The sequence below is a fragment of the Paraburkholderia caffeinitolerans genome (assembly GCF_902859945.1).
Classification (GTDB): domain Bacteria; phylum Pseudomonadota; class Gammaproteobacteria; order Burkholderiales; family Burkholderiaceae; genus Paraburkholderia; species Paraburkholderia caffeinitolerans.
Window position 1 is genome coordinate 14,209 of sequence record NZ_CADIKL010000057.1, and the last position, 18,602, is coordinate 32,810.

The 18,602-nt window shown below is 60.2% G+C and carries 15 protein-coding genes and 1 pseudogene; 8 read left to right on the forward strand and 8 right to left on the reverse strand.

Translation table 11 applies throughout. From position 1 onward, the window contains the following. Positions 1–21: 21 nt before the first annotated feature. Together HV773_RS33580 and HV773_RS33585 are read right to left on the reverse strand one after the other, a co-directional pair. Complete coding sequence (locus HV773_RS33580; RefSeq protein ID WP_175198145.1) at positions 22–1,512, reverse strand: DEAD/DEAH box helicase; 1,491 nt, start codon at positions 1,510–1,512, stop codon at positions 22–24. A gap of 52 nt (positions 1,513–1,564) precedes the next feature. Beyond that, a complete protein-coding gene (locus tag HV773_RS33585; RefSeq protein WP_343052419.1) occupies positions 1,565–2,494 on the reverse strand; it encodes an anion permease in 930 nt (309 codons plus the stop codon). Positions 2,495–2,540: 46 nt separating this feature from the next. On the opposite strand from HV773_RS33585, the pseudogene HV773_RS33590 reads away from it, so the two are divergent. Continuing rightward, positions 2,541–2,738: pseudogene (locus tag HV773_RS33590) on the forward strand (alkene reductase); the annotation flags it as partial. 12 nt (positions 2,739–2,750) lie between these two features. Here HV773_RS33590 and HV773_RS33595 read toward each other — a convergent pair. Then, a complete protein-coding gene (locus tag HV773_RS33595; RefSeq protein ID WP_175198147.1) occupies positions 2,751–3,176 on the reverse strand; it encodes a DUF995 domain-containing protein in 426 nt (141 codons plus the stop codon). A 165-nt stretch (positions 3,177–3,341) separates the two neighbouring features. On the opposite strand from HV773_RS33595, the gene HV773_RS33600 reads away from it, so the two are divergent. Next, positions 3,342–3,734, forward strand: a complete 393-nt coding sequence (locus HV773_RS33600) for a YybH family protein (RefSeq protein WP_175198148.1) — start codon at positions 3,342–3,344, stop codon at positions 3,732–3,734. A gap of 40 nt (positions 3,735–3,774) precedes the next feature. Here the strand turns inward: HV773_RS33600 and HV773_RS33605 are convergent, their stop codons facing one another. The 3 genes from HV773_RS33605 to HV773_RS33615 all read right to left on the reverse strand — a co-directional run bounded on the left by HV773_RS33605 (position 3,775) and on the right by HV773_RS33615 (position 7,978). After that, positions 3,775–4,344, reverse strand: a complete 570-nt coding sequence (locus HV773_RS33605; protein WP_175198149.1) for a YdeI/OmpD-associated family protein — start codon at positions 4,342–4,344, stop codon at positions 3,775–3,777. Between the two features lie 116 nt (positions 4,345–4,460). Beyond that, positions 4,461–7,169, reverse strand: coding sequence for a CHAT domain-containing protein (locus HV773_RS33610; RefSeq protein ID WP_175198150.1), 2,709 nt, complete (start codon positions 7,167–7,169; stop codon positions 4,461–4,463). A gap of 227 nt (positions 7,170–7,396) precedes the next feature. After that, positions 7,397–7,978 (reverse strand): hypothetical protein, encoded by a 582-nt coding sequence (locus HV773_RS33615; protein ID WP_175198151.1) that lies wholly within the window; start codon positions 7,976–7,978, stop codon positions 7,397–7,399. Between the two features lie 436 nt (positions 7,979–8,414). On the opposite strand from HV773_RS33615, the gene HV773_RS33620 reads away from it, so the two are divergent. Next, complete coding sequence (locus HV773_RS33620; protein ID WP_175198152.1) at positions 8,415–9,266, forward strand: hypothetical protein; 852 nt, start codon at positions 8,415–8,417, stop codon at positions 9,264–9,266. Between the two features lie 153 nt (positions 9,267–9,419). Here the strand turns inward: HV773_RS33620 and HV773_RS33625 are convergent, their stop codons facing one another. After that, positions 9,420–10,058, reverse strand: a complete 639-nt coding sequence (locus HV773_RS33625; RefSeq protein WP_175198153.1) for a hydrolase — start codon at positions 10,056–10,058, stop codon at positions 9,420–9,422. Between the two features lie 211 nt (positions 10,059–10,269). Here HV773_RS33625 and HV773_RS33630 point away from each other — a divergent pair, with 211 nt between their 5' ends. From HV773_RS33630 to HV773_RS33650, 5 genes are all read left to right on the forward strand, one after another. Then, the gene (locus HV773_RS33630; protein ID WP_175198169.1) at positions 10,270–11,166 is read left to right on the forward strand and encodes a LysR substrate-binding domain-containing protein; all 897 of its coding nucleotides are present in this window, start codon (positions 10,270–10,272) and stop codon (positions 11,164–11,166) included. A 175-nt stretch (positions 11,167–11,341) separates the two neighbouring features. Further along, positions 11,342–12,199 (forward strand): fumarylacetoacetate hydrolase family protein, encoded by an 858-nt coding sequence (locus HV773_RS33635; RefSeq protein WP_175198154.1) that lies wholly within the window; start codon positions 11,342–11,344, stop codon positions 12,197–12,199. Positions 12,200–12,230: 31 nt separating this feature from the next. Next, entirely contained in the window at positions 12,231–14,024 is a 1,794-nt protein-coding gene (locus HV773_RS33640) for an FAD-dependent monooxygenase (protein WP_175198155.1), read from the forward strand. Between the two features lie 16 nt (positions 14,025–14,040). Further along, on the forward strand, positions 14,041–14,976 hold the full coding sequence (locus HV773_RS33645) for a VOC family protein (RefSeq protein ID WP_175198156.1): 936 nt from the start codon (positions 14,041–14,043) through the stop codon (positions 14,974–14,976). Between the two features lie 607 nt (positions 14,977–15,583). Next, the gene (locus HV773_RS33650) at positions 15,584–17,701 is read left to right on the forward strand and encodes an autotransporter outer membrane beta-barrel domain-containing protein (RefSeq protein ID WP_175198157.1); all 2,118 of its coding nucleotides are present in this window, start codon (positions 15,584–15,586) and stop codon (positions 17,699–17,701) included. Between the two features lie 36 nt (positions 17,702–17,737). On the opposite strand, the gene HV773_RS33655 is transcribed toward HV773_RS33650, so the two are convergent. Next, on the reverse strand, positions 17,738–18,523 hold the full coding sequence (locus HV773_RS33655) for an ABC transporter substrate-binding protein (RefSeq protein ID WP_175198158.1): 786 nt from the start codon (positions 18,521–18,523) through the stop codon (positions 17,738–17,740). Between the last annotated feature and the right edge of the window lie 79 nt (positions 18,524–18,602).

Here is an 18,602-nt window from a genome sequence, read left to right on the forward strand (position 1 = left end):
CGACTGCGGGCGGTGGCGGTATCAGGGTTGGCGTTTGCCGCGGCCACCAGCGGGCTTGCCAGCCGGGTTGCCACCCGGTTTGCCAGCGGGCTTGCGTGAACCTGCAGCCGGCTTGCGAGAACCAGCGGCGGGCTTGCTGGCGGGTTTGCTGCGTGGCTTTTGCGGGCTGAATGGGCTGCCGACGAGCAAGCTTGCGTCCGCACCCGTGGCCACGGCGTGCTGCGCCGCAGGCGCGCGCTTATTCTCGCCACCTTGGGGCCGCGGCTTTTTGCCGGGCGCCTGCGTGGCAACTGGCGCAGCTTGCGGCACTTTGGGCTTCTTGGGTTTTTTGGGCTTCTTGATGATCTGGCCCGTCGCGCTGGTTTCCGGCACGCGGTGTTCGGCTTCAAATCCCGGCTCTTCTTCACGGCGCAGCGTTTGCCGGATCAGCGCTTCAATCGCGGCCAGTTGCGGCGCTTCGTCGGCGCACACGAGGGACACCGCCACGCCGCTGGCGCCCGCGCGGCCGGTACGGCCAATACGGTGCACATAGTCTTGCGCCACGATCGGCAGATCGACGTTGATCACCAGCGGCAGATCGTCGATATCCAGCCCGCGCGCCGCCACGTCGGTGGCGACCAGCATCTGGACTTCGCCCGCCTTGAAGCGCTCCAGCGCGCGCAGACGCGCGGGTTGCGGTTTGTCGCCGTGGATGGTGTCGACCGCATAGCCTGCGTCATCGAGCATGGTCGCCAGGTAATCCACGCCAGTGCGGGTTTTGACGAACACCAGCGCGTGTTTCCATTTGTTCTCGGCCACGAGGTGCATGAAGAGTTCAGGCTTGTTCCTCTTATCCACCGTCACCACCCACTGCTTGATCTTGCTGGCTGTGGCATTGGGCGGGCTGACGCTGATATTGACCGGGCTGCGCAGAATGTTCGCCGCCATGGCGCGGATATCGTCGGTGAACGTGGCGGAGAACAGCAGGGTCTGGCGCCGGGCGGGCAAGGCCGCAAAGACGGCGTTGAGTTCGCGCGCAAAGCCGAGATCGAGCATGCGGTCGGCTTCGTCCAGCACCAGCGTTTGTACCTGATCGAACTGCACGGCGTTCTGGCGATTCAGATCCAGCAAGCGGCCCGGTGTGGCAACGAGCACGTCCACGCCTTTGCGCAGCTTCATCATCTGCGGGTTGATGCTCACCCCGCCGTAAGCGGCCAGAAATCGTAAGTCGAGGCCTTTGCCGTACGCGATAAAGCTTTGCAGCACTTGTTCAGCCAGTTCGCGCGTGGGCACCAGCACCAGCACGCGCGCGCGGTTGCTGGACACCGCCGGGCCGTGTTGCACCAGCCGTTGCAGCAGCGGCAGCGCAAAGCCCGCTGTTTTGCCGGTGCCGGTTTGCGCCCCTGCCATGACGTCCTTGCCACTGAGCACGGCAGGAATCGCCTTGGCCTGCACCGGCGTGGGTGTCTGGTAATTGAGGTCCTGCACATTACGCAGCAAGGGATCGATCAGGCCGAGCGAGGCAAAAGACATGGGCGTGTTCCGGGCTAAAACCGCAATTCTAGCGGTTGCCGCGCGGGTTCCCTCAGATATGCTCAAGCAGTTTCCACCAAAGCGGACCGACGACCAGCCACACGAACAGATAGAAGAGGCTCATCAGAAAGCCGGCCCTCCACCAATGGCCCTGCGAGACATAGCCGGCCCCGAACGTGACCGGACCGGAGTCAATGCCATACTGGGTCAGGCAGCCGTTGATATTGCTCAGGATGCCACGCGCAATGGCCGCGGTGAATGGCGGGATGCCGGCCGTGACCATCAGCGCCATGGACAGCGGGAAAAGCGCGCTGACATGCGCAGTCGCGCTGGCGAAGAAGTCGTGAACATACAAGTAGATCGCCGCCACCATCATGTCCACGGCCAGCCGAGGGAGGCCCTGCAGGTGCGCGCCGAACTCCTTGCCGAACCACGAAACCATGCCGTATTCGTTGAGTTTGGATGCCAGCATGATCAGGAGTCCAATCCAGATCATCGTGTCCCACGCGGACTTCTCGTCGAGGGCATCCTGCCAGGTCAGCACGCCCGTGATGAACAGCAACGCCACACCATTCGCTGCCGCGAGCGTCGCGCCGACGTTCAACTGCTCGCCGAAAATCCATAGCACCAGCAAGCCGACGAAGATCAGCGCCATGATGATTTCCTTCGGCGAGATTGGGCTCATCGTCAGCAGTTTGCGCTGGGCCAGCGCGGTCGCGTCCGGCACGCCTTCGACTTCGGAATGCACGATGCCAACGGTCAGGATGAGGTCTGTGTTGTGCACAATGGCCTCGCAGATTCGTCCGATTGCACGGGCGATCCCGTAGTGCGTCGCGCCCTTGCCCCTTGATGAGTTTGGCCGCCTCGTGCACGGAGCGCAGGAACAGATCGCGGCTGCCGGGTCCGAACACCTTGCCGCAGGTGACGCATAGAGGTAAGGCGTAAGCGATGTCAGCGTGCGCGTGATCAGCGGTGGCAGCATCGAGAATCGCGCGCGCTTTGCGCTGGAAGTCGCTGCGGCGATTACCGAAGAGATTGGCGCTGACGTTGAGTCCGGCCTGGCCGATCTCGAATCGTATGGCCAGATGGTTCTGGCCAACCCCGATTTCGTCGAGCGCCTCAAAACCCACTCGCCGATGAACGAAGTCATGCGCAATGGATTCTTTGGAGGCGCGGCGGTGGGGTATTCGGACTATCCGACGCTGCGCGTAGCGCAGGGTGTTTGAGGACTTCGATCACTACTTCGAGATCTCCAGGTTCCAGCTTGGAGATCCCTGGAGCGATCTAAGGGTATACGAACCATCATCGGACTTAACCACTGGCCTGCACCAATCCGCGGTCTTTGTCGGCCATTCGATGTGTGCGCAGAATTTCCCGTCGTCTGAAATCTTCCAGGTACCGGTTCCGGCCGCGTGGTGATGTTTGCTATTGACCTCAGGACCGTTATTCCAGCTTGCCGACAACGTTCCGTCCGACTCATTTTTCCAACGGGCGCTGTTGCCATTAGCGTAGGTCACAACGACAGTGGCTCCCGGAAGAATCTGTTTAAGCTCATCTGCCGAAAGGTCGCTTGAATTTTCCGCGAATGCCGCAGTTCCCGCAGTTCCTGCAGTTCCAATTGCCAGCAGCGCGAACGCCAGCGACGTCGAACGATAGCGTTTCATGGTCGGAAGTCAGTTGATGTAGTGCTGATTAGCCATTGATAGCACGGCGTCGCCGCCAGTAAAGGAGGAACCGCGTCCCCAGTGTGTTGTGGCACACCAAGCGATACTTATCGTGACGAGTCGTGCAAACTATGAGCGACGATGCAGACGCCGTGGAGGTTGCCGATGGGATCCGATGAACGCGCTATTCGTGACGTACACGCAACCTGGATTGAGGCAGTCAACGCCGGCGATCTGGTTCGCTTGCTCACCTTGATGACGGACGATGCCGTGTTTCTGATTCCGGGCCGAGCGCCGGTCGGCCGGGATGGATTTCCTTCCGGCTTTGCGGCCGCCCATCAGCAATCCCGTATCCGTTGCATCAGCGAGCTGGAAGAGGTCGTGATCGTCGGCGAAGTCGCCTATACCCGGTGCCGGGACTCGCTATCCGTGACTCCGCGCGCTGGCGGAGAAGCAACGGAGCTGGCCGGTCATCGGATCACCGTCTACCGCAAACAGCCCGACGGCCGCTGGCTTCTGGCCCGCGACGCCAACACGCTGTCCCCGGTGGCAAGTTGAGGTCGTGAAGTGACTTTCGTCGGCGGTCGAGCTTCCTGGTCTAGGGATGAATGGTTTCGCCGCGATTCAGCATGCCGATGAACTCCTCGATCTTGCGCGCTCGTGTGGCGGGTTTTTTGGCGTTCTGTATCCGAAACAGGATGGCGTAGCGGTTTCGGCTGTTCAGCGTCGCAAAGAAAGCGCTGGCCTTGGGGTTGGCATCCAGTGCGGCTTGCAGGTCGTCCGGGACGACTGAGTTGCTGGCCGACGTATAGGCAGCCTCCCAGCGGCCATCTTCCTTGGCTTTTTCGATTTCCCGCAGGCCCGAAGGAAGCATTCTGCCTGCGGCGATCAGCGCTTCGGCCCGGTCTTTATTGAGCTTGGACCAGATGCTTTTTGCAGAGCGCCGAGTGAAGCGTTGCAACCAGTATTCTTCACTTTCCGCCTGTTTTTGACCGTCGATCCAGCCATGACAAAGGGCGCTTTCCAACGCTTGTTCGTAAGTCAAGGTTTGCTTACCGGCGCCCTTTCTGGCAAGGCGCAGCCAGATCCCGGTCGAGGTGCCGCCGTTTTGCGTCAACCAGTTTTCCCATTCGTTCTGGTTAAGAAAGGTCAGACGAGATTCGGTCATGGAGGTTTCGGGTGGTTGAATTCATGCAGCGAGATTTTTTCGTTCGCTGAAACCTCGCGGATTACCGTTTTGCGTGGATTTTTGAATACCTGATTGATTGGCAATTGAGCATGTATTCATCGGCCGGCGTCGCCGACCAGAGCATATGCGCCCCAGAAATAGGGGTGGCGATAGAGTGGCCCGTCCTTGCCGCTGGCCATGTCGCGCTCCGTGCGCGCGAGCGCGTCGGCCTTCGATTCCGACGAATCGGCTACATAGGTGCGAAACACCCCAGTTGTCACCTGCGCCGCCGACTGCGATTCGACAGCCCATTGGGTGACGAGAATCGAACGCGCACCCGCCGCAAAAAATGCGCGCGATAATTCAGACACCGCGTCTTCCGCATTCCCGCTAACGAGCCCGGTATTGCAGGCAGAAAGCACTACCCAGTCGGCGTTGAGCCGCAACGTCACAATATCGTCCGCAGTGAGAATCGAATCGGCGAGACCGCTTCCCTCGTACGCCATTGCGAGCCCCGACTTGCGCCACCCTGGCACTTCGCCCGCGACGATGCCGTGCGTGGCGAACAACACCACGCGATCGTTCGACAAGTCCATCTTCATCGCTTCGGTACGCGATGCTCGAGTCCCCCACACCACACTCTGTTCCGGCGATCCAAGCGTATTGGCAATCGAACGCGCCTCTGTAAGTGTTTCAGGCAAAGGCATGACACGATGATAGTCAAACGTGCGCGTACCTTGATCGACCGGGAAGGCGCGCGCGGCTGCACCGTCCGCTCTCCCGGTGCTGTTCGCCGGCTGTTCGCGGCCGTCGAAGCTCGGGTCGGCGAACGCGACGAACGGCTCGGACGCGTGCGTCGCTGGATGACTGCGTGCGAACACGAGCGCGGAGGCATTCGGAATGCGCACGGGCGTAGTTGAATTGATCCACCAGTTGGCGTCCTGAAGCACTGTCGCCGGTTGTGTGATCAGGATATCGAATGGAATGCTCGCAAGAATGCCGCTCGTGGCGATGTAGACCGTTGTGGCGCCGCGGATCTCGTCCTGTATCGGTGCGATCAAGGCTTGGTACAAGCTGGCCGCTGCGTTCAGATCGAAGCCTGCAAGTTCCCCGGGATGCTGCGGCGGGACGCTGGCATCGAATTCGGCGCGCAGGGCGCGCACCTGTTTCGACAGGGCGGTGCGCGTCGTCGCCAGACGGACCGCCCGGAAGGCGCTCCCAGGATGCACCACGAACGCATAGCTCTCGTTGCGCCCCGCATAGAAGTCCACATACACCTCGCCCTCGTGCAGTGCCGTGCCGAGCGTGGCGAGCGACGGGATAGCTGGCGACACGAGTTGCCGGTAGACGGGATACTGCGACACGATCTGCCGGCGCAGCGTCGCGAGCTTGCCATCGAGAGCCTCGATGGCTTTCGCATCGTGGGTGACATCCGAACTGGCGAGAAATTTCCTCGACTCAAACGGCCACGGTCCTTGAGCCTGCTCCAGCTTCATGGCTGCGCGCGCGAGCTCGGCGTGCGCCGTGTTCTGCTCGTAGCGCAGCGCCTGCTCTTGCTCGACGAGCGCGCGTAGTCCTGGCGTGGATGCCGCAAGGCGCGCTGCGCCGTCGGTCATCGCGCCTTGTGTGGCGTTCATATGGAAAAGCTCTGCAATCCGAAATGCGAGCACTTGCCCTTGCTGCCCTTCGGTCATCGCGCGGCTCATCGACATCGCGAGTGCGCCGTCCTCGTCGTAGGCGCCGCGCGTGCTGGAGTCGTTCCATTCGTCTTCGGTGCCGACGATCGGGGTGACATACGCTGCGATGTCCGCCTCGCTCACTGGCGCTGAGGGATCTTCGAGCCGGTACAGCATCTGCATTCCAGCCTTGTATTTATAGAACGGACTCTCCGGTCCCTGTCTGCGAAGATCTCCGCTCATCTGGGTCGCAAGCCGCCTTTCGGCGTCCTTCCAGCGGCCGTGAGCGGCCAGGACCAGTGACTCGAGTTCGTCCATGCCCGGATTTTTCGCTACGACCGGATTGAGGCTCGCCGCAGCCTCCCAGGCGTCCGCATCCGCCTGATAGTCGCCAATGCGCCCCATCGCCAGGGCCACCATCAGGCGCTGGCGCAGCACGTCCCCCAAAAGCTGCGAGTGCGCAACAGTGTCGGCCTGCCGGAGGCCCGCAATGGCTGAGTCGATGGCCGTTAGCGCGCCGTCATAGTCGTCGTTGGAGCACAACGCGATGGAGAGCCCTAAATCGATATTCGCACGTTGCGTGGGGCTGGGCTTGAGGTCAGGTCGGTTGTCGATGTCCCAGCGCACCTCGTTTGCATAACTAAGCGCTTCCGTGCGGCGGTTGTTCTGGACCATCAGCCGCATCAACGACCCGAAGGTGTTCAAAATCTCATTGGCTGCGGCACGGTGGCGCTTTTCGCTGAGCGCCGGGTCGTTCAGGTCGCGCCATGCGAGTTCCACACCTTCCCTGCGCCGTTGGAGCGCAAGGTCATGCCGGTTCAGGGCGCCGCGATCGATTTCCGCCTCCGCGGCAAAGTACGCGTAGGACGGAACGTCGGGTAGCGTCTCCAGTTCTTCCGGCGTGGTCTCGCGCGCGAGCGTTTTGGCCTGGTCGATCAGGTGCTGGCTTCGCGAATAGTCGTAGGTCAGCGCGTAAGCAACGGCCAGGCTGGAGGCCGCCAGCGACCGCCGACCGGCAGGGATCTGCGTGTCATTGACGACTTCCTCGCGAACGCGCATCGAATCGGCGACCATGCCGACCCGGAAATAGTCCGAGGCGAGGCTGTCATACAACGCGAAGCGCGCTTCTTTATCCGTTGTATTGCTCATCTGGCGGCGCACAACCTGCTCGCGTTCGATCACGGCTTGCCGGTCGGAAGATCCGGCCGCCTGCTGTGGCGGTTGCGGTGCAATGGATGACTGAATGTTTTGAGACGTGTTGACCTGCCCACAGGACATGCCGGGCAAACCAGCCAAAGTCAAAGCGATCAGCGTTATCAAAGAGACGGGATAACGGCAGTACGTTTTCATGTGGCCTGTCTCCTTATATTTCTATATCACCAGAGCCTCCATTTTGGATTGGGATTTCCGCGTATGTAGCTTTCGTCCCATTTATCTATTGGAACAATATAGACATCTCGAAGCGCTGCGCTGGCTATTGAAGACGACGGATCTTTCACCGGTGTGAAAGGGATATAAAGCTGCGCGATATTCGGCGACGGCACCCAAAGCGGCATGTCCCAGGTATTGTCACTCTCCTTATCTTCGTCCCCCCTAAAGTCCTTAATTACTCCGGGACCAATGTATGCAATTACGGGGGCTCCAATGCGCGCCTTAACTATCAAGTCGCCTGATCCGCCCCATCTCTTCGCAACGGCTCCAAAACGGCGAAACACATCGGCTAAGTTCTCGTTAGCATTTTGAGCAGCCCGGGTAATGGATTCAACGGTTGCTTCTGTGAACCACCAAGGACTGGAAATGACTTGCTCGTCATTTTGCCGCCTTTTTCTATCAAATCGATGGCCGAGTTTGAAGATCGAAAGCCCGGGTTCAAGCGCCTCTTTGGAGCGCACGATCATGCCCTCACGCACTTTCCTGCGGTGGTCAGGCGCCTCGGCTAGATGCTCGTTGAGCGACATAGTTCTACCCTCCCATGCTTGTCTACAGCAACTAGCCGCCGCAAAGCGGAGGTCCAATTTTGGCGTGGTCGACGTGTTTCGTATATAGACATCGCCGCGAAGGGTGTCAAGCATTGCACTGGCCCCGTAGAGCCGCTGAAGGCGGCCACAAATTGAACGCATTTTCATCCGGCCTGATCATTCGCGGATGTTAAACATTCTCTTGCTTGAGTGCTTTACTTTTTCAGTTGAAACAACCGTATCTATCGCTTTGAAAGAAAATAAACTTCTCCAGCGAGGTTTCGTTTAATTCCTTTGTGAATGTGCGCTGACGCACATTCAGGATCAAAATTGCATCCACAACGAGCGTGGCAGAAAATATCGTCTTTAAAGAAGGCGAGGCTTTCTTTGGCGCGCGATTTTTAAATTTACGAACCTCGAACAATCTGGGGGATTCATGAGGCATGCAAAGAGAAAAATTTCACCGCTCAGATTTCGCTCGAAAAATCATTTTAAAAAATACATGGGCGTCTCTTCCGCGTTGCAAATTGTGCAACTGCTGGCAATCGTTGTGGGAGCCGCTTGGACGCTTTTCATTTATCTGTCGTACGGCCGTCAGCTTCAAACTCTAAATGCTCTTCAGCTAAAAATTTCAAATAATCAAGCGGAAATACAGCTACACGACGCGCAGCAGATCCATGATGTCGATCTTGAGGCAAAAAAAGCAGAACGTATTCAACAAATAAAGGATCTTAAAGTCGGCAAGGTAAAAATAACACAAACGCTGGATATATCGTGTGATGGTTTCGGCAAGTACGCCGCCGTTTACCATTACGATATCGAAAATATCGCGAAATCGGACGTGGAAGTATCATGGACGCTCATCGAGCGATTTTCTGGCGTTATGGATAAAAAAAGACCTTCCAGTCTCATTGTTCCGCTCAACGAGCCACCTATATTGGCTATCCCACGTCACACCGATGGAATCATTACATGGACGCTGCAAGGATATTCGGGGGCATATTTTGGCTCGGATCGAGCTCGAAAAAGCATCGAGTCTCTGCCAATGTTCAATTTTGACGAATGGGGCCAGGGAACAATGAACCTTCATCCCGGTGAAAAATCTGAAGGCACCGATCGGCTTGCGGTTTTTGCGAAACCGGGTGATTTCATCGGCGAGGTGCTGAGCATGGAACTCAACGATGGTTTGAATGAGAATGGAGACAACAGGACACACTTGACTGATTGGCGTCAGTTACCCTTCTGCGAACTACCCGTTGCGCGAAGCAACGGCAAACGGAAACGGTAACGAGAAGCCATGACTTTAGATAAAGCTGCCAGGCGCTGAGTTTTCGAAAATAAGCGTGGGGAGCATCTGACGAACTTCCATGACAGATGACCACTCAATCGAGTACGCGAATACGCGCGGACGACCACCTCAACCGTCCGCGCGCGTAACCGATCAGCTCTTGTCGTACGAGAACTGAATACCAGCCGTGCCACCGGTTTGAATGAACAGATCAATGAACGCCGGAACGGTTTCGCTGCGAGCCCAATCACGTTGCAGTTCGCAGAACAGTTGCGCGACGCTAATCATCTTGCCGCCGGCCTGTTCAATACGGCGCAACGCGGCTTCGTGCGCCGCGACGGATGTGCCGCCCACCGCATCCACGACGACATAAACCTCGTAGCCGGCCTTCAGCGCATCGAGCGCGGGGAACGTCAGGCAGGCTTCGGTCCAGAGCGCCGTCATGATCAGCTTCTTGCGGCCGGTGGCTTCAACAGCCTGGCGGAATTCGACGTCTTCCCACGAGTTGATGCTCGTGCGATCGTAAGTCGGATAGTCTCCCAGCACGGCGCGCAGTTGCGGAATCGGCGGCTTGTTCAGGCCCGTCTTCACGTTGACCGTCGAATGGATGATCGGCAACTTGTAGGCGACTGCGGCCTTGGCGGTGCCCACGATGTTGTTGACCAGCAGTTGGCGATCCATTGACGCGATGGAATTCACCTGGACCGGCTGGTAATCGATAACGATGAATGCCGCATTCTGCGGGGTGAGCAGATGATCGTTCGCGGGGTCGCGAATGGGTTCGCTTGCCATGGTTAGCTCCAGAAACAGTGCAGGAAGTGTTGTGGGATCCCGAGGGCCGATGCGTGACGCATTGGCTCTGCATGCAAGAGTAATCCTATGCCGGCGATGAACGGGCTTCCAGCCCCGGAAAATGCCGACTGTGTTCCATGAGAAGAACAACGGCAATCCTTGGCGCCCCATTGCCCTAAGATGTCTTGATTGTCCTGTCAAAGGAACAGTCATGGATGACCTGAACGACATCTTCTACTACGTGAAAGTGGTCGAGAACCACGGTTTCACGCAGGCCGGCCGGGCGCTCAATATGCCCAAGTCCAAGCTGAGCCGACGCGTCGCCGACCTCGAAGCCCGATACGGCGTTCGTCTGCTCAATCGGTCCACGCGGCATTTCTCGGTAACCGAGACGGGACGGGAATTCTATGAACGCTGCGTCGCGGTGCTCGTGGAAGCCGATGCCGCCCGCGAGGTCATGGAGCGCAGGGTTTCCGAGCCCCAGGGCGTGGTGCGCATGAGTTGCCCGACCACGCTGCTCGAATACCGCATTGGGCCGCTCGTGGCCGATTTCATGATGCAATACCCGAAGGTGCGGATCCTGCTCGATGCAACCAATCGCCGGGTCGACGTCCTCGGCGAAGGCCTCGATCTCGCGCTGCGCGTGCGCTTCCCGCCGCTCGAAGACAGCGGGCTGGTCATGCGTGTGCTTTCCGGAAGTCCGCAGCGTCTCGTTGCTGCATCGGCGCTCCTCGAAAAGCACGGACCGGTTGCCCATCCAGCGGATCTCGCCGGCATGCCGAGCCTCGATTGGGGACCGCAGCGCGATCACGTCTGGGATCTGGTCGGCCCGGACCAAGCGGAGGTGCGCATGCCTCACGCACCGCGCTACATCACCGACGACTTGACCGTGCTTCGGCAGGCCATCCTGAAAGGCGTGGGCATCGCTCAGATGCCCTATATGGTGGTTGAAAACGAGCTCGAAAAAGGCACGCTGGTCGACGTGGCGCCAGGCTGGACCCCCAGGGGCGGGCTGGTTCATGCCGTCTTTCCGTCACGCAGAGGCCTTCTGCCAGCCGTGCGGCTGCTGATCGATCACCTCGCCACGCACATTCAAAAAGACGGGTGAGCGTTCTACGCGCGATGTTCTGCTTCAGCCGCGCGCTTCAGTTACTCGCTCTTCGATTGTTCCTTTGACAGAACACTCTGTACGCCCGCGCGATCTACCGCGGCCGCGAGCCCATTTCTATTCTTCCCTCATCGAGCCTCAACATGCCATCAAGTTGACAACATCTGGAGACGCAATGCGATACATCCACTTTTCCCCCGACAACCGCCGCCGGTTGCTCGGCGTCGTACAGGGCGACACCATCCATTCGCTGGGCGAAACAACGCTCGACGACCTCCTCGCGCGTGGCGTCGATCTCGCTTCCTGGGGCGCTTCACATCTCGCGAACAGCGAGACATTTCCGGCCGCTTCAGTCACGTATCTGCCGCCGCTTGCACGCCCCGGCAAGTTGCTGTGCATCGGACTCAACTACGCGGATCACACGAAGGAAAGCCCGTATGAGCAGCCCGACTATCCGACGATCTTCCCGCGCCTGAACTCGAGCCTGATTGGCCACGAGGCGCCCATGATCCGCCCGCGCATCTCCGACTCGCTGGATTTCGAAGGCGAGCTGGCGGTCATCCTCGGCAGCGGCGGCCGTCATATTTCGAAGCAGCAAGCGCTCTCCTGCGTTGCGGGTTACTCGATCTTCAATGACGGATCCGTGCGCGAGTACCAGTTCAAGTCGCCGCAATGGACGGTCGGCAAGAACTTCGACGGCACCGGCGCGTTCGGCCCGATGTTCGTCACGGCGGATGAACTGCCCGCGGGCGGTGCGGGCCTCAAGCTCGAAACGCGCCTGAACGGCCAGGTCGTGCAATCGGCGAATACGAGCGACATGCTCCACGACGTCGCTTCGCTCATCTCGGTCATCAGTGAAGCGATCACGCTCGAAGCCGGCGATGTCATCGTGAGCGGCACCCCCGCGGGCATTGGCTGGGCGCGCGAGCCGAAGCTCATCATGCGTGCCGGCGACGTGTGCGAAGTCGAGATCGAAGGTCTTGGCGTATTGCGCAACACCGTCGTCGATGAAGACACGTCGATCCAGCGTTGATCGATCGTTCAGTTCCCCTGAAGGAGGAGACATGAAACAGATTCGCGTCCCGGTTTTTGTGGTGGGTGCGGGCCCCGCCGGACTCACGGCCGCCGCATTGCTGGCGAAATACGGCGTAGAAGTTTTGGCGATCACGCGCTACTCCGGCACGGCGCATTCGCCTCGCGCGCACATCACGAATCAACGCACGGTGGAGGTGTTTCGCGATCTGGGCATCGAGGACCGCGTGCGGGCTCTCGCCACGTCACACGAGCTGATGTCGAACAATGTGTGGGCGACCAGCTTTGCCGGCACCGAACTCGCGCGGCTGCAAACATGGGGCACCGGGGTCGGGCGCAAATCCGACTACGAAGCGGCGAGCCCCTCGCAGATGTGCAATGCGCCGCAGCACCTGCTCGAACCGGTCATTCTCACGGCAGCGCGCGAGTATGGCGCGCAGATCCTCTTCAATACGGAACTGGTGTCCATTCGCCAGACTGACGAAGCGGTCTATTCGCGGCTCGTCGATCGCGTGACCGGTGAGGAGATCGAAGTGATCTCCGACTACGCTGTGGGCGCGGACGGCGCGCAAAGCGTGGTCGTGCGGGATCTCGGCTTCGAGATGGACGGCGAGATGGGACTGGGCTGCGCGGTCAACTGCTGGCTGGAGGTCGATCTGGCGAAGTACACGGCGCACCGCCCGGGCGTGCTGTACTGGATGACCCAGCCGGGCAGCGACTATTGGGTGGGCAGCGGCACCTGGATCAGCGTGCGGCCGTGGAACGAATGGGTTCTGCTCTTCATGTACGACCCGAGAGAGGGCGAGCCCGATCTCAGCGAGGAAGCCGTGATCGCCCGTGCCCGTGCCACCATCGGCGAAGCAGATATTCCCGTTCGCGTGAAGGCTGTTTCGAAGTGGACCATCAACCGGATGGTTGCGCGCACCATGGTCAAGGGCCGCGTGGCGATAGCGGGGGACGCCGCGCACCGGCATCCGCCTGCTAACGGGCTCGGCTCGAATACCTCCGTGCAGGACGCGTTCAATCTGGCCTGGAAGCTCGCGATGATCGTCAAGGGCGAGGCATCGCCGGCGCTGCTGCAAACTTATTCGGACGAGCGTCAGCCGGTTGCCCAGGGTGTCGTGAACCGGGCGATCAAATCGGTCGGCGAGATGCTGCCGATTGCGAATGCGCTGGGCTTCTCGCAAGGACAAAGCGCAGAGGACGGTTGGGCCTCGCTCAACGAGCTGTTCTCGGATAGCGAAACCGGCAAGGCGCGCCGCAAGACACTTGCGCAAGCCGTCGATCAGCAGAACTATCAGTTCAACTGCCATGGCGTCGAATTGGGGCAGCGCTACGAATCGTCTGCGATCGTGCGCGATGGCGCGACCTTTCCCGCTGCGTGGCGCGACCCCGAGCTGTATTACCACGCCACCACGACGCCCGGCGCGTATCTTCCGCATGCGTGGATCGAGCGCGAGGGCAAGCAGGTATCGACGCTCGATCTGGTCGGTAACGGCGTGTTCACGGTGCTGACCGGAAGGGGCGGCGAGGCCTGGCTAGATGCGGCGCGGCAGGTGGGCGACGAGTTCGGCATCAGGATCGATGCGGTGTCGATCGCGCACGCAACCCCTACGTTCGACGCATACGGCCAGTGGGTGGCGCAACGTGAGATCGAGGACGATGGCTGCGTGCTGGTGCGGCCGGATCGCTTCGTCGCCTGGCGCTGCAACACGCGCGCGGCGCAACCCGCGATGGAATTGCGGCGCGTACTGACACAGGTGCTCGGCGCTGCGCCACGCGCAACGACCGGCGCGCAGGCACAGGCGAGCGGCGTGGCCGCCTGACACGGGAGTTGAACTCATGACATCGACGACGATCAAGCGCGCGCGTTTCGGCATTCATTCGATCGACCATTTCGCACTCGACGTGCCGGATCTCGAAGAGGCCAGGCGCTTTCTCGACGCCTTCGGCTTCGAGCTGGAGGCGCAGCCGGGCGAGTTGCTGTTGCGCACGCCGCAAAGCGATCACGTGTGGGCGAGGGTCCGGGAGGGCGCGCGAAAGCAGCTCGCGTATCTCGCGCTGAATTGCTTCGCCGACGACTTCGCGCCGTTGTGCGAGCAGATTCTGGCAGCCGGCGCAACGGCGGCCACGCCCGCGCGGCTCGCACTGGACGATGGCTTCTGGTTCCACGATCCGGACGGCAACCTTTTGCAACTCAAGGCAGGCGTCAAAACATCGCCCGGGTGCAAGCCGGCGTCGAGCAGGGAATCGGCGTCCTTGCGTTTGCGCGGCGCGTGCGCTCGCGCCGACGCCCCGGTTACACGTCCCGCGCGGCTTTCTCATGTTCTGATGTTCACGCCCGACGTGAGCGGTGCGGTTGCCTTTTACGAGCGCGCATTGGGCTTGGCACTATCCGATGGTTCTGAGGGCATCGTCGCGTTTCTGCACGCGCGCTACGGCAGCGATCACCACCTCGTCGCATTCGCGCGCGGCGAGAAGAAAGGATGGCATCACAGCGCATGGGATGTTCCGGATGTCGAGGCGGTCGGCCTCGGCAAGATGCAGATGCAGCGCGCGGGCTACGTCGACGGATGGGGCGTGGGGCGCCACGTGCTCGGATCGAACTACTTCCAGTACGTGCGCGATCCGTGGGGTTCGTTCTGGGAATACTCGGCCGATATCGACTACGTTGGAGCAGGAAGGGAGTGGCCCGCCGGCAACCATCCGCCCGAAGACTCCCTGTATCTGTGGGGGCCGGACGTGCCGGGCTACTTCTTTGAGAACACCGAACAGTGACTAGCGCCTTGCTCGACGCTAACAGCACGCTTTCGTTCAAACCCAATGGGCAATGACGGTCGAGGCATCGGAAAAGATTCCGGGCAGTAAGGTCTACGTAAATACCGATTAGTTTCAGACTGCTGACGCAATAGCGATCGATGACAGTTTGTTGTAATGGCAACATCCTTACCCGTTCGACGTTCCTATACGTTAGCGCTAGCTGTTTCTCGTTGGGTTTGTGGGTTATCCCACAAATCATGCTGGCTCGTTCTCGACCCGACACCTACTCTTTTTTCGAGGCGGGTGTCGATCGAACGCGAGCGCAAGCCCAACGTCGGCGACGCACTTGCGTGCCGCCGACTCGACCGTATGCCTGCTTTGCAGTGCCCCGTACGCATTAGCTCATTCCCGGTAGCCAGGGATGATGGCCCACCAGCGCGACGACACCTCACCCTTCACGTCATACGCTCAGAGAGCAGTTGAATTGATACACGGCTATTAAACACGTAGAAGATCGCGCAACTCGTCTCCGCAGGCCGGAGCGAGTTATTGTCGTTTGCAAGAGCTTCCGATTGTCTGCACGGGTATTAACAACGCAACCAGCAACCGCCGCAGGATGGATACGATGAACGCTCTAGAGAAATACCGGCAGGGTCCACGCCCCCTCCGACTGACCACTCTCGCGGCCACGCTGCTGCCCCTGGCTATGCTGAGTGCCTGCGGTGGTGGCTCCGGATCGAGCACGCCTCCCCCAGCTGCCGCCCAGGTATCCGGCACGGTAGCGACCGGCAATTTCGTGTCAAACGCGGCGGTGACCGCTACCGACACCCATGGCAAGACGGTGACTGCGATCAGCGATAGCAATGGCCACTACACGCTCGTCACCGCCAGCCTGACGGCACCGATCGCGCTCGTCGCCACTGATCCAACGGGCCAGAGCTCGAACCTGGTGTCGGTCCTCACAGCCTTGCCCGCCGCGGGACAAAGCGCGACAGCCAACATCAATACGTTGACCACGGCCATTGCCGCCTTGCTGACGCCGGATGGCAATCCGATGGATCTCGTCGCTGCAGGCTCAACCACCACGATCGGTGGCGCGGTCACTTCGACCAACGTGAAGAACGCGACGGCCACGCTGGATGCGTACCTTGCCAACCTGCTGAGCGCGACGGGCCTGCCTGCCAGTTACGATCCCATCGGGACCCCGTACCCCACAACAGCGCATACCACTGCGGATAATCTGGTCGACATGGTCAGCATCGTTCCCGAGGGAAGCGTCACCTATCTGATCTACAACACCCCGTTACCCAGTAGCGCGACAACGCAGTCCAATACCTATCTGGCGCTCAACAACACGTCGACACCGTCCAATACCCCCGTCGTGCCGGCAGTCACTGCAGCGTATGTCGCCAACTACGCCTCGCTGCAGAACTATCTGAGCGGGTTGCCCACTGCGCTGAAGCCCTGTGCGGCCGCGGGCGGCACGGGATCCGCCTGCAACGGGGTCATCGACGCAAATTACAAGGACAATGGATTTACCAATATCACGGCATACGACAGCAACCTGACGTCGTCGAATCTGAGTTTTACATCGTCAAACCCATACGTGGTGAACACCAATGCCAACGGCACCAGCGCACTGGTCGCGATCCCCTATGCGCTTGTGTCGTCGACGACGCAGAACTCTCTCGGGCAATACGCGTTGTATACGACTGTCCAGCAGACGCCCTCGGGTAGCTGGGACATCATCGGTAATCAGCTTCCGTATAACCTGTCCGCAACGACCCGTACGACCTACCGGCAATTCCTGGATACCTTTACCGATCCCAATACTGGACGCCCTGACACCAACTTCTTTGACGCTGGCCTGACGTTGGCGATCGGCAGTATGGGCAGCGGGGAGTCCGGCGCAGCGCTCTATTTTGCTCACGTGACGGGCCCCGGCTTGCCTGCCGCCGGACTCTGGCTGGGAAGATATAACGCTACCCTCAGCATGCTGCTGGTAAGTACGCCGCCCGCGGCGCCGCTGACCAGCCCGCCCACCCCTGCATCACTGAGCGGCACGAACGAATACCGGTGGTCATGGGCACCCTCGACCTACCAACCGCCGACCGCGAGGGAATTCTGGGCCACCACGCCCATCGATGTCACCCAGGCACAGGCGGGAAGCGTCTATCAGTTCACGCTATATGACATCAATGGGAATAACCTGGGTACGTACAGCGTGACCAACCCGAACAACGCGGTGGACGCCACGCTGGGGCAGTCGTATTACCAGGCCAACGCTTTCCCCGTTCTGGGCAACGGTGACTTCGTAACGGGTGTCCAGTGTCCAGGGGTACTCTCCGGTGCGGGTAGCAGTGACCCTGCCGCCAACTTCCTGTGTCCGACCGGATCGTTGGCCGCCCAGCAAACCTCGTTAACGATGAACTTCACACCGCCCTCCGCAACGGCCAAGGTACCGAGTCCGCTTACCGAAACCGGCGCGCTGATCCAGACCTGGGACAGAGCGGGCTGTAATGTCCAGGAACCCGTTTCATTTGGACCCACCACGACATCCGCCACGATCAGTGCCGCTGGGACGTGCGCGAACGGCACTCCGTACGCTTTTTGGGCCATCAACAATCCTTCGGGCGACGCCACCTTCCGCCAGCTTCAACTGAGAGCCAAGACCCCCAACGGCGTGCTGTTCTACGTGAATCAGGTTTACCGTAACGCTAACAACGCCGTCAGCGCGGACTAGTCCGGCGAGCGGGGTCATGAACTTGACCCCGCCCGCTCAATTCCCGTACATATCGAAGTCGAAGTACTTCGACTGGATCTTGTTGTACGTGCCGTCGTTGCGGATCTGCGCGATGGCGCGGTTCAGCGCGTCGCGCAGATCGGCGTCCGATTTGCGTATGCCTGCGGCGTCGCCGTTGCCCATGATCTTCGCGTCATAAACGGTGCCGCCCGCGAACGCAAAGCCCTTGCCTTGCGGCGTGGAGAGGAAGCCGAGTTGGCCCTGCACAGCGTCCATCAACACGCCGTCCACGCGTGCGTTGACGAGGTCGACATAAGCCTGGTCATAGTTCGCATAAGGCACGACCTCGACGCCGGAAGCGGCCCATTTTTGACGCGCGTAGGTTTCCTGAATCGTGCCTTGCTCGACGGCGATGCGCTTGCCGGCGAGCTTTGAAGCTTCAGGCAGGAGTCCAGAATGTTCACGCGCGATCAGGCGCGTCTGATTGCGATAAAGACGGTCGGTGAAATCGATCTGCTGCCGGCGCTGCTCGGTGGCTGCCATCGACGAGAGAATCATGTCGAATTTGCGCGCCTGCAATCCGGGGATCAACCCGTCGAAGCTGCTGGAGACCCACACGCACTTGGCGTTGAGCTTCGCACACAGCGCATTGCCGAGATCGATGTCGAAGCCCTTCATGCTGCCATCGGTCGCGGTGGACTCGAACGGCGGGTAGGTGGGGTCGACGCCGATGCGAATCGTCGTCCAGTCTTTCGCAAGGGCGGCGTGCGAGGCGAAGGCCATGGCAGCAGCCGAGAGGAGGATCGTAAGGCGCGTCTTCATGCTGGGTCTCCGTTCGTTTGTGTATCAGGGTGCAAGGTTGTGTGGGGCAGGCTGTTAATCGACTCGCGCATCAGTTCGC

Excerpts from the sequence above, each read along its gene's own strand:
- HV773_RS33580 (WP_175198145.1), bottom strand. The coding sequence starts at position 1,512 with ATGTCTTTTGCCTCGCTCGGCCTGATCGATCCCTTGCTGCGTAATGTG.
- HV773_RS33605 (WP_175198149.1), bottom strand. The coding sequence starts at position 4,344 with ATGACCGAATCTCGTCTGACCTTTCTTAACCAGAACGAATGGGAAAAC.
- HV773_RS33650 (WP_175198157.1), top strand. The coding sequence starts at position 15,584 with ATGAACGCTCTAGAGAAATACCGGCAGGGTCCACGCCCCCTCCGACTG.
- HV773_RS33640 (WP_175198155.1), top strand. The coding sequence starts at position 12,231 with ATGAAACAGATTCGCGTCCCGGTTTTTGTGGTGGGTGCGGGCCCCGCC.
- HV773_RS33655 (WP_175198158.1), bottom strand. The coding sequence starts at position 18,523 with ATGAAGACGCGCCTTACGATCCTCCTCTCGGCTGCTGCCATGGCCTTC.
- HV773_RS33625 (WP_175198153.1), bottom strand. The coding sequence starts at position 10,058 with ATGGCAAGCGAACCCATTCGCGACCCCGCGAACGATCATCTGCTCACC.
- HV773_RS33610 (WP_175198150.1), bottom strand. The coding sequence starts at position 7,169 with ATGAGCAATACAACGGATAAAGAAGCGCGCTTCGCGTTGTATGACAGC.
- HV773_RS33620 (WP_175198152.1), top strand. The coding sequence starts at position 8,415 with ATGAGGCATGCAAAGAGAAAAATTTCACCGCTCAGATTTCGCTCGAAA.
- HV773_RS33615 (WP_175198151.1), bottom strand. The coding sequence starts at position 7,978 with ATGTCGCTCAACGAGCATCTAGCCGAGGCGCCTGACCACCGCAGGAAA.
- HV773_RS33635 (WP_175198154.1), top strand. The coding sequence starts at position 11,342 with ATGCGATACATCCACTTTTCCCCCGACAACCGCCGCCGGTTGCTCGGC.
- HV773_RS33595 (WP_175198147.1), bottom strand. The coding sequence starts at position 3,176 with ATGAAACGCTATCGTTCGACGTCGCTGGCGTTCGCGCTGCTGGCAATT.
- HV773_RS33630 (WP_175198169.1), top strand. The coding sequence starts at position 10,270 with ATGGATGACCTGAACGACATCTTCTACTACGTGAAAGTGGTCGAGAAC.
- HV773_RS33600 (WP_175198148.1), top strand. The coding sequence starts at position 3,342 with ATGGGATCCGATGAACGCGCTATTCGTGACGTACACGCAACCTGGATT.
- HV773_RS33585 (WP_343052419.1), bottom strand. The coding sequence starts at position 2,494 with ATGCTGCCACCGCTGATCACGCGCACGCTGACATCGCTTACGCCTTAC.
- HV773_RS33645 (WP_175198156.1), top strand. The coding sequence starts at position 14,041 with ATGACATCGACGACGATCAAGCGCGCGCGTTTCGGCATTCATTCGATC.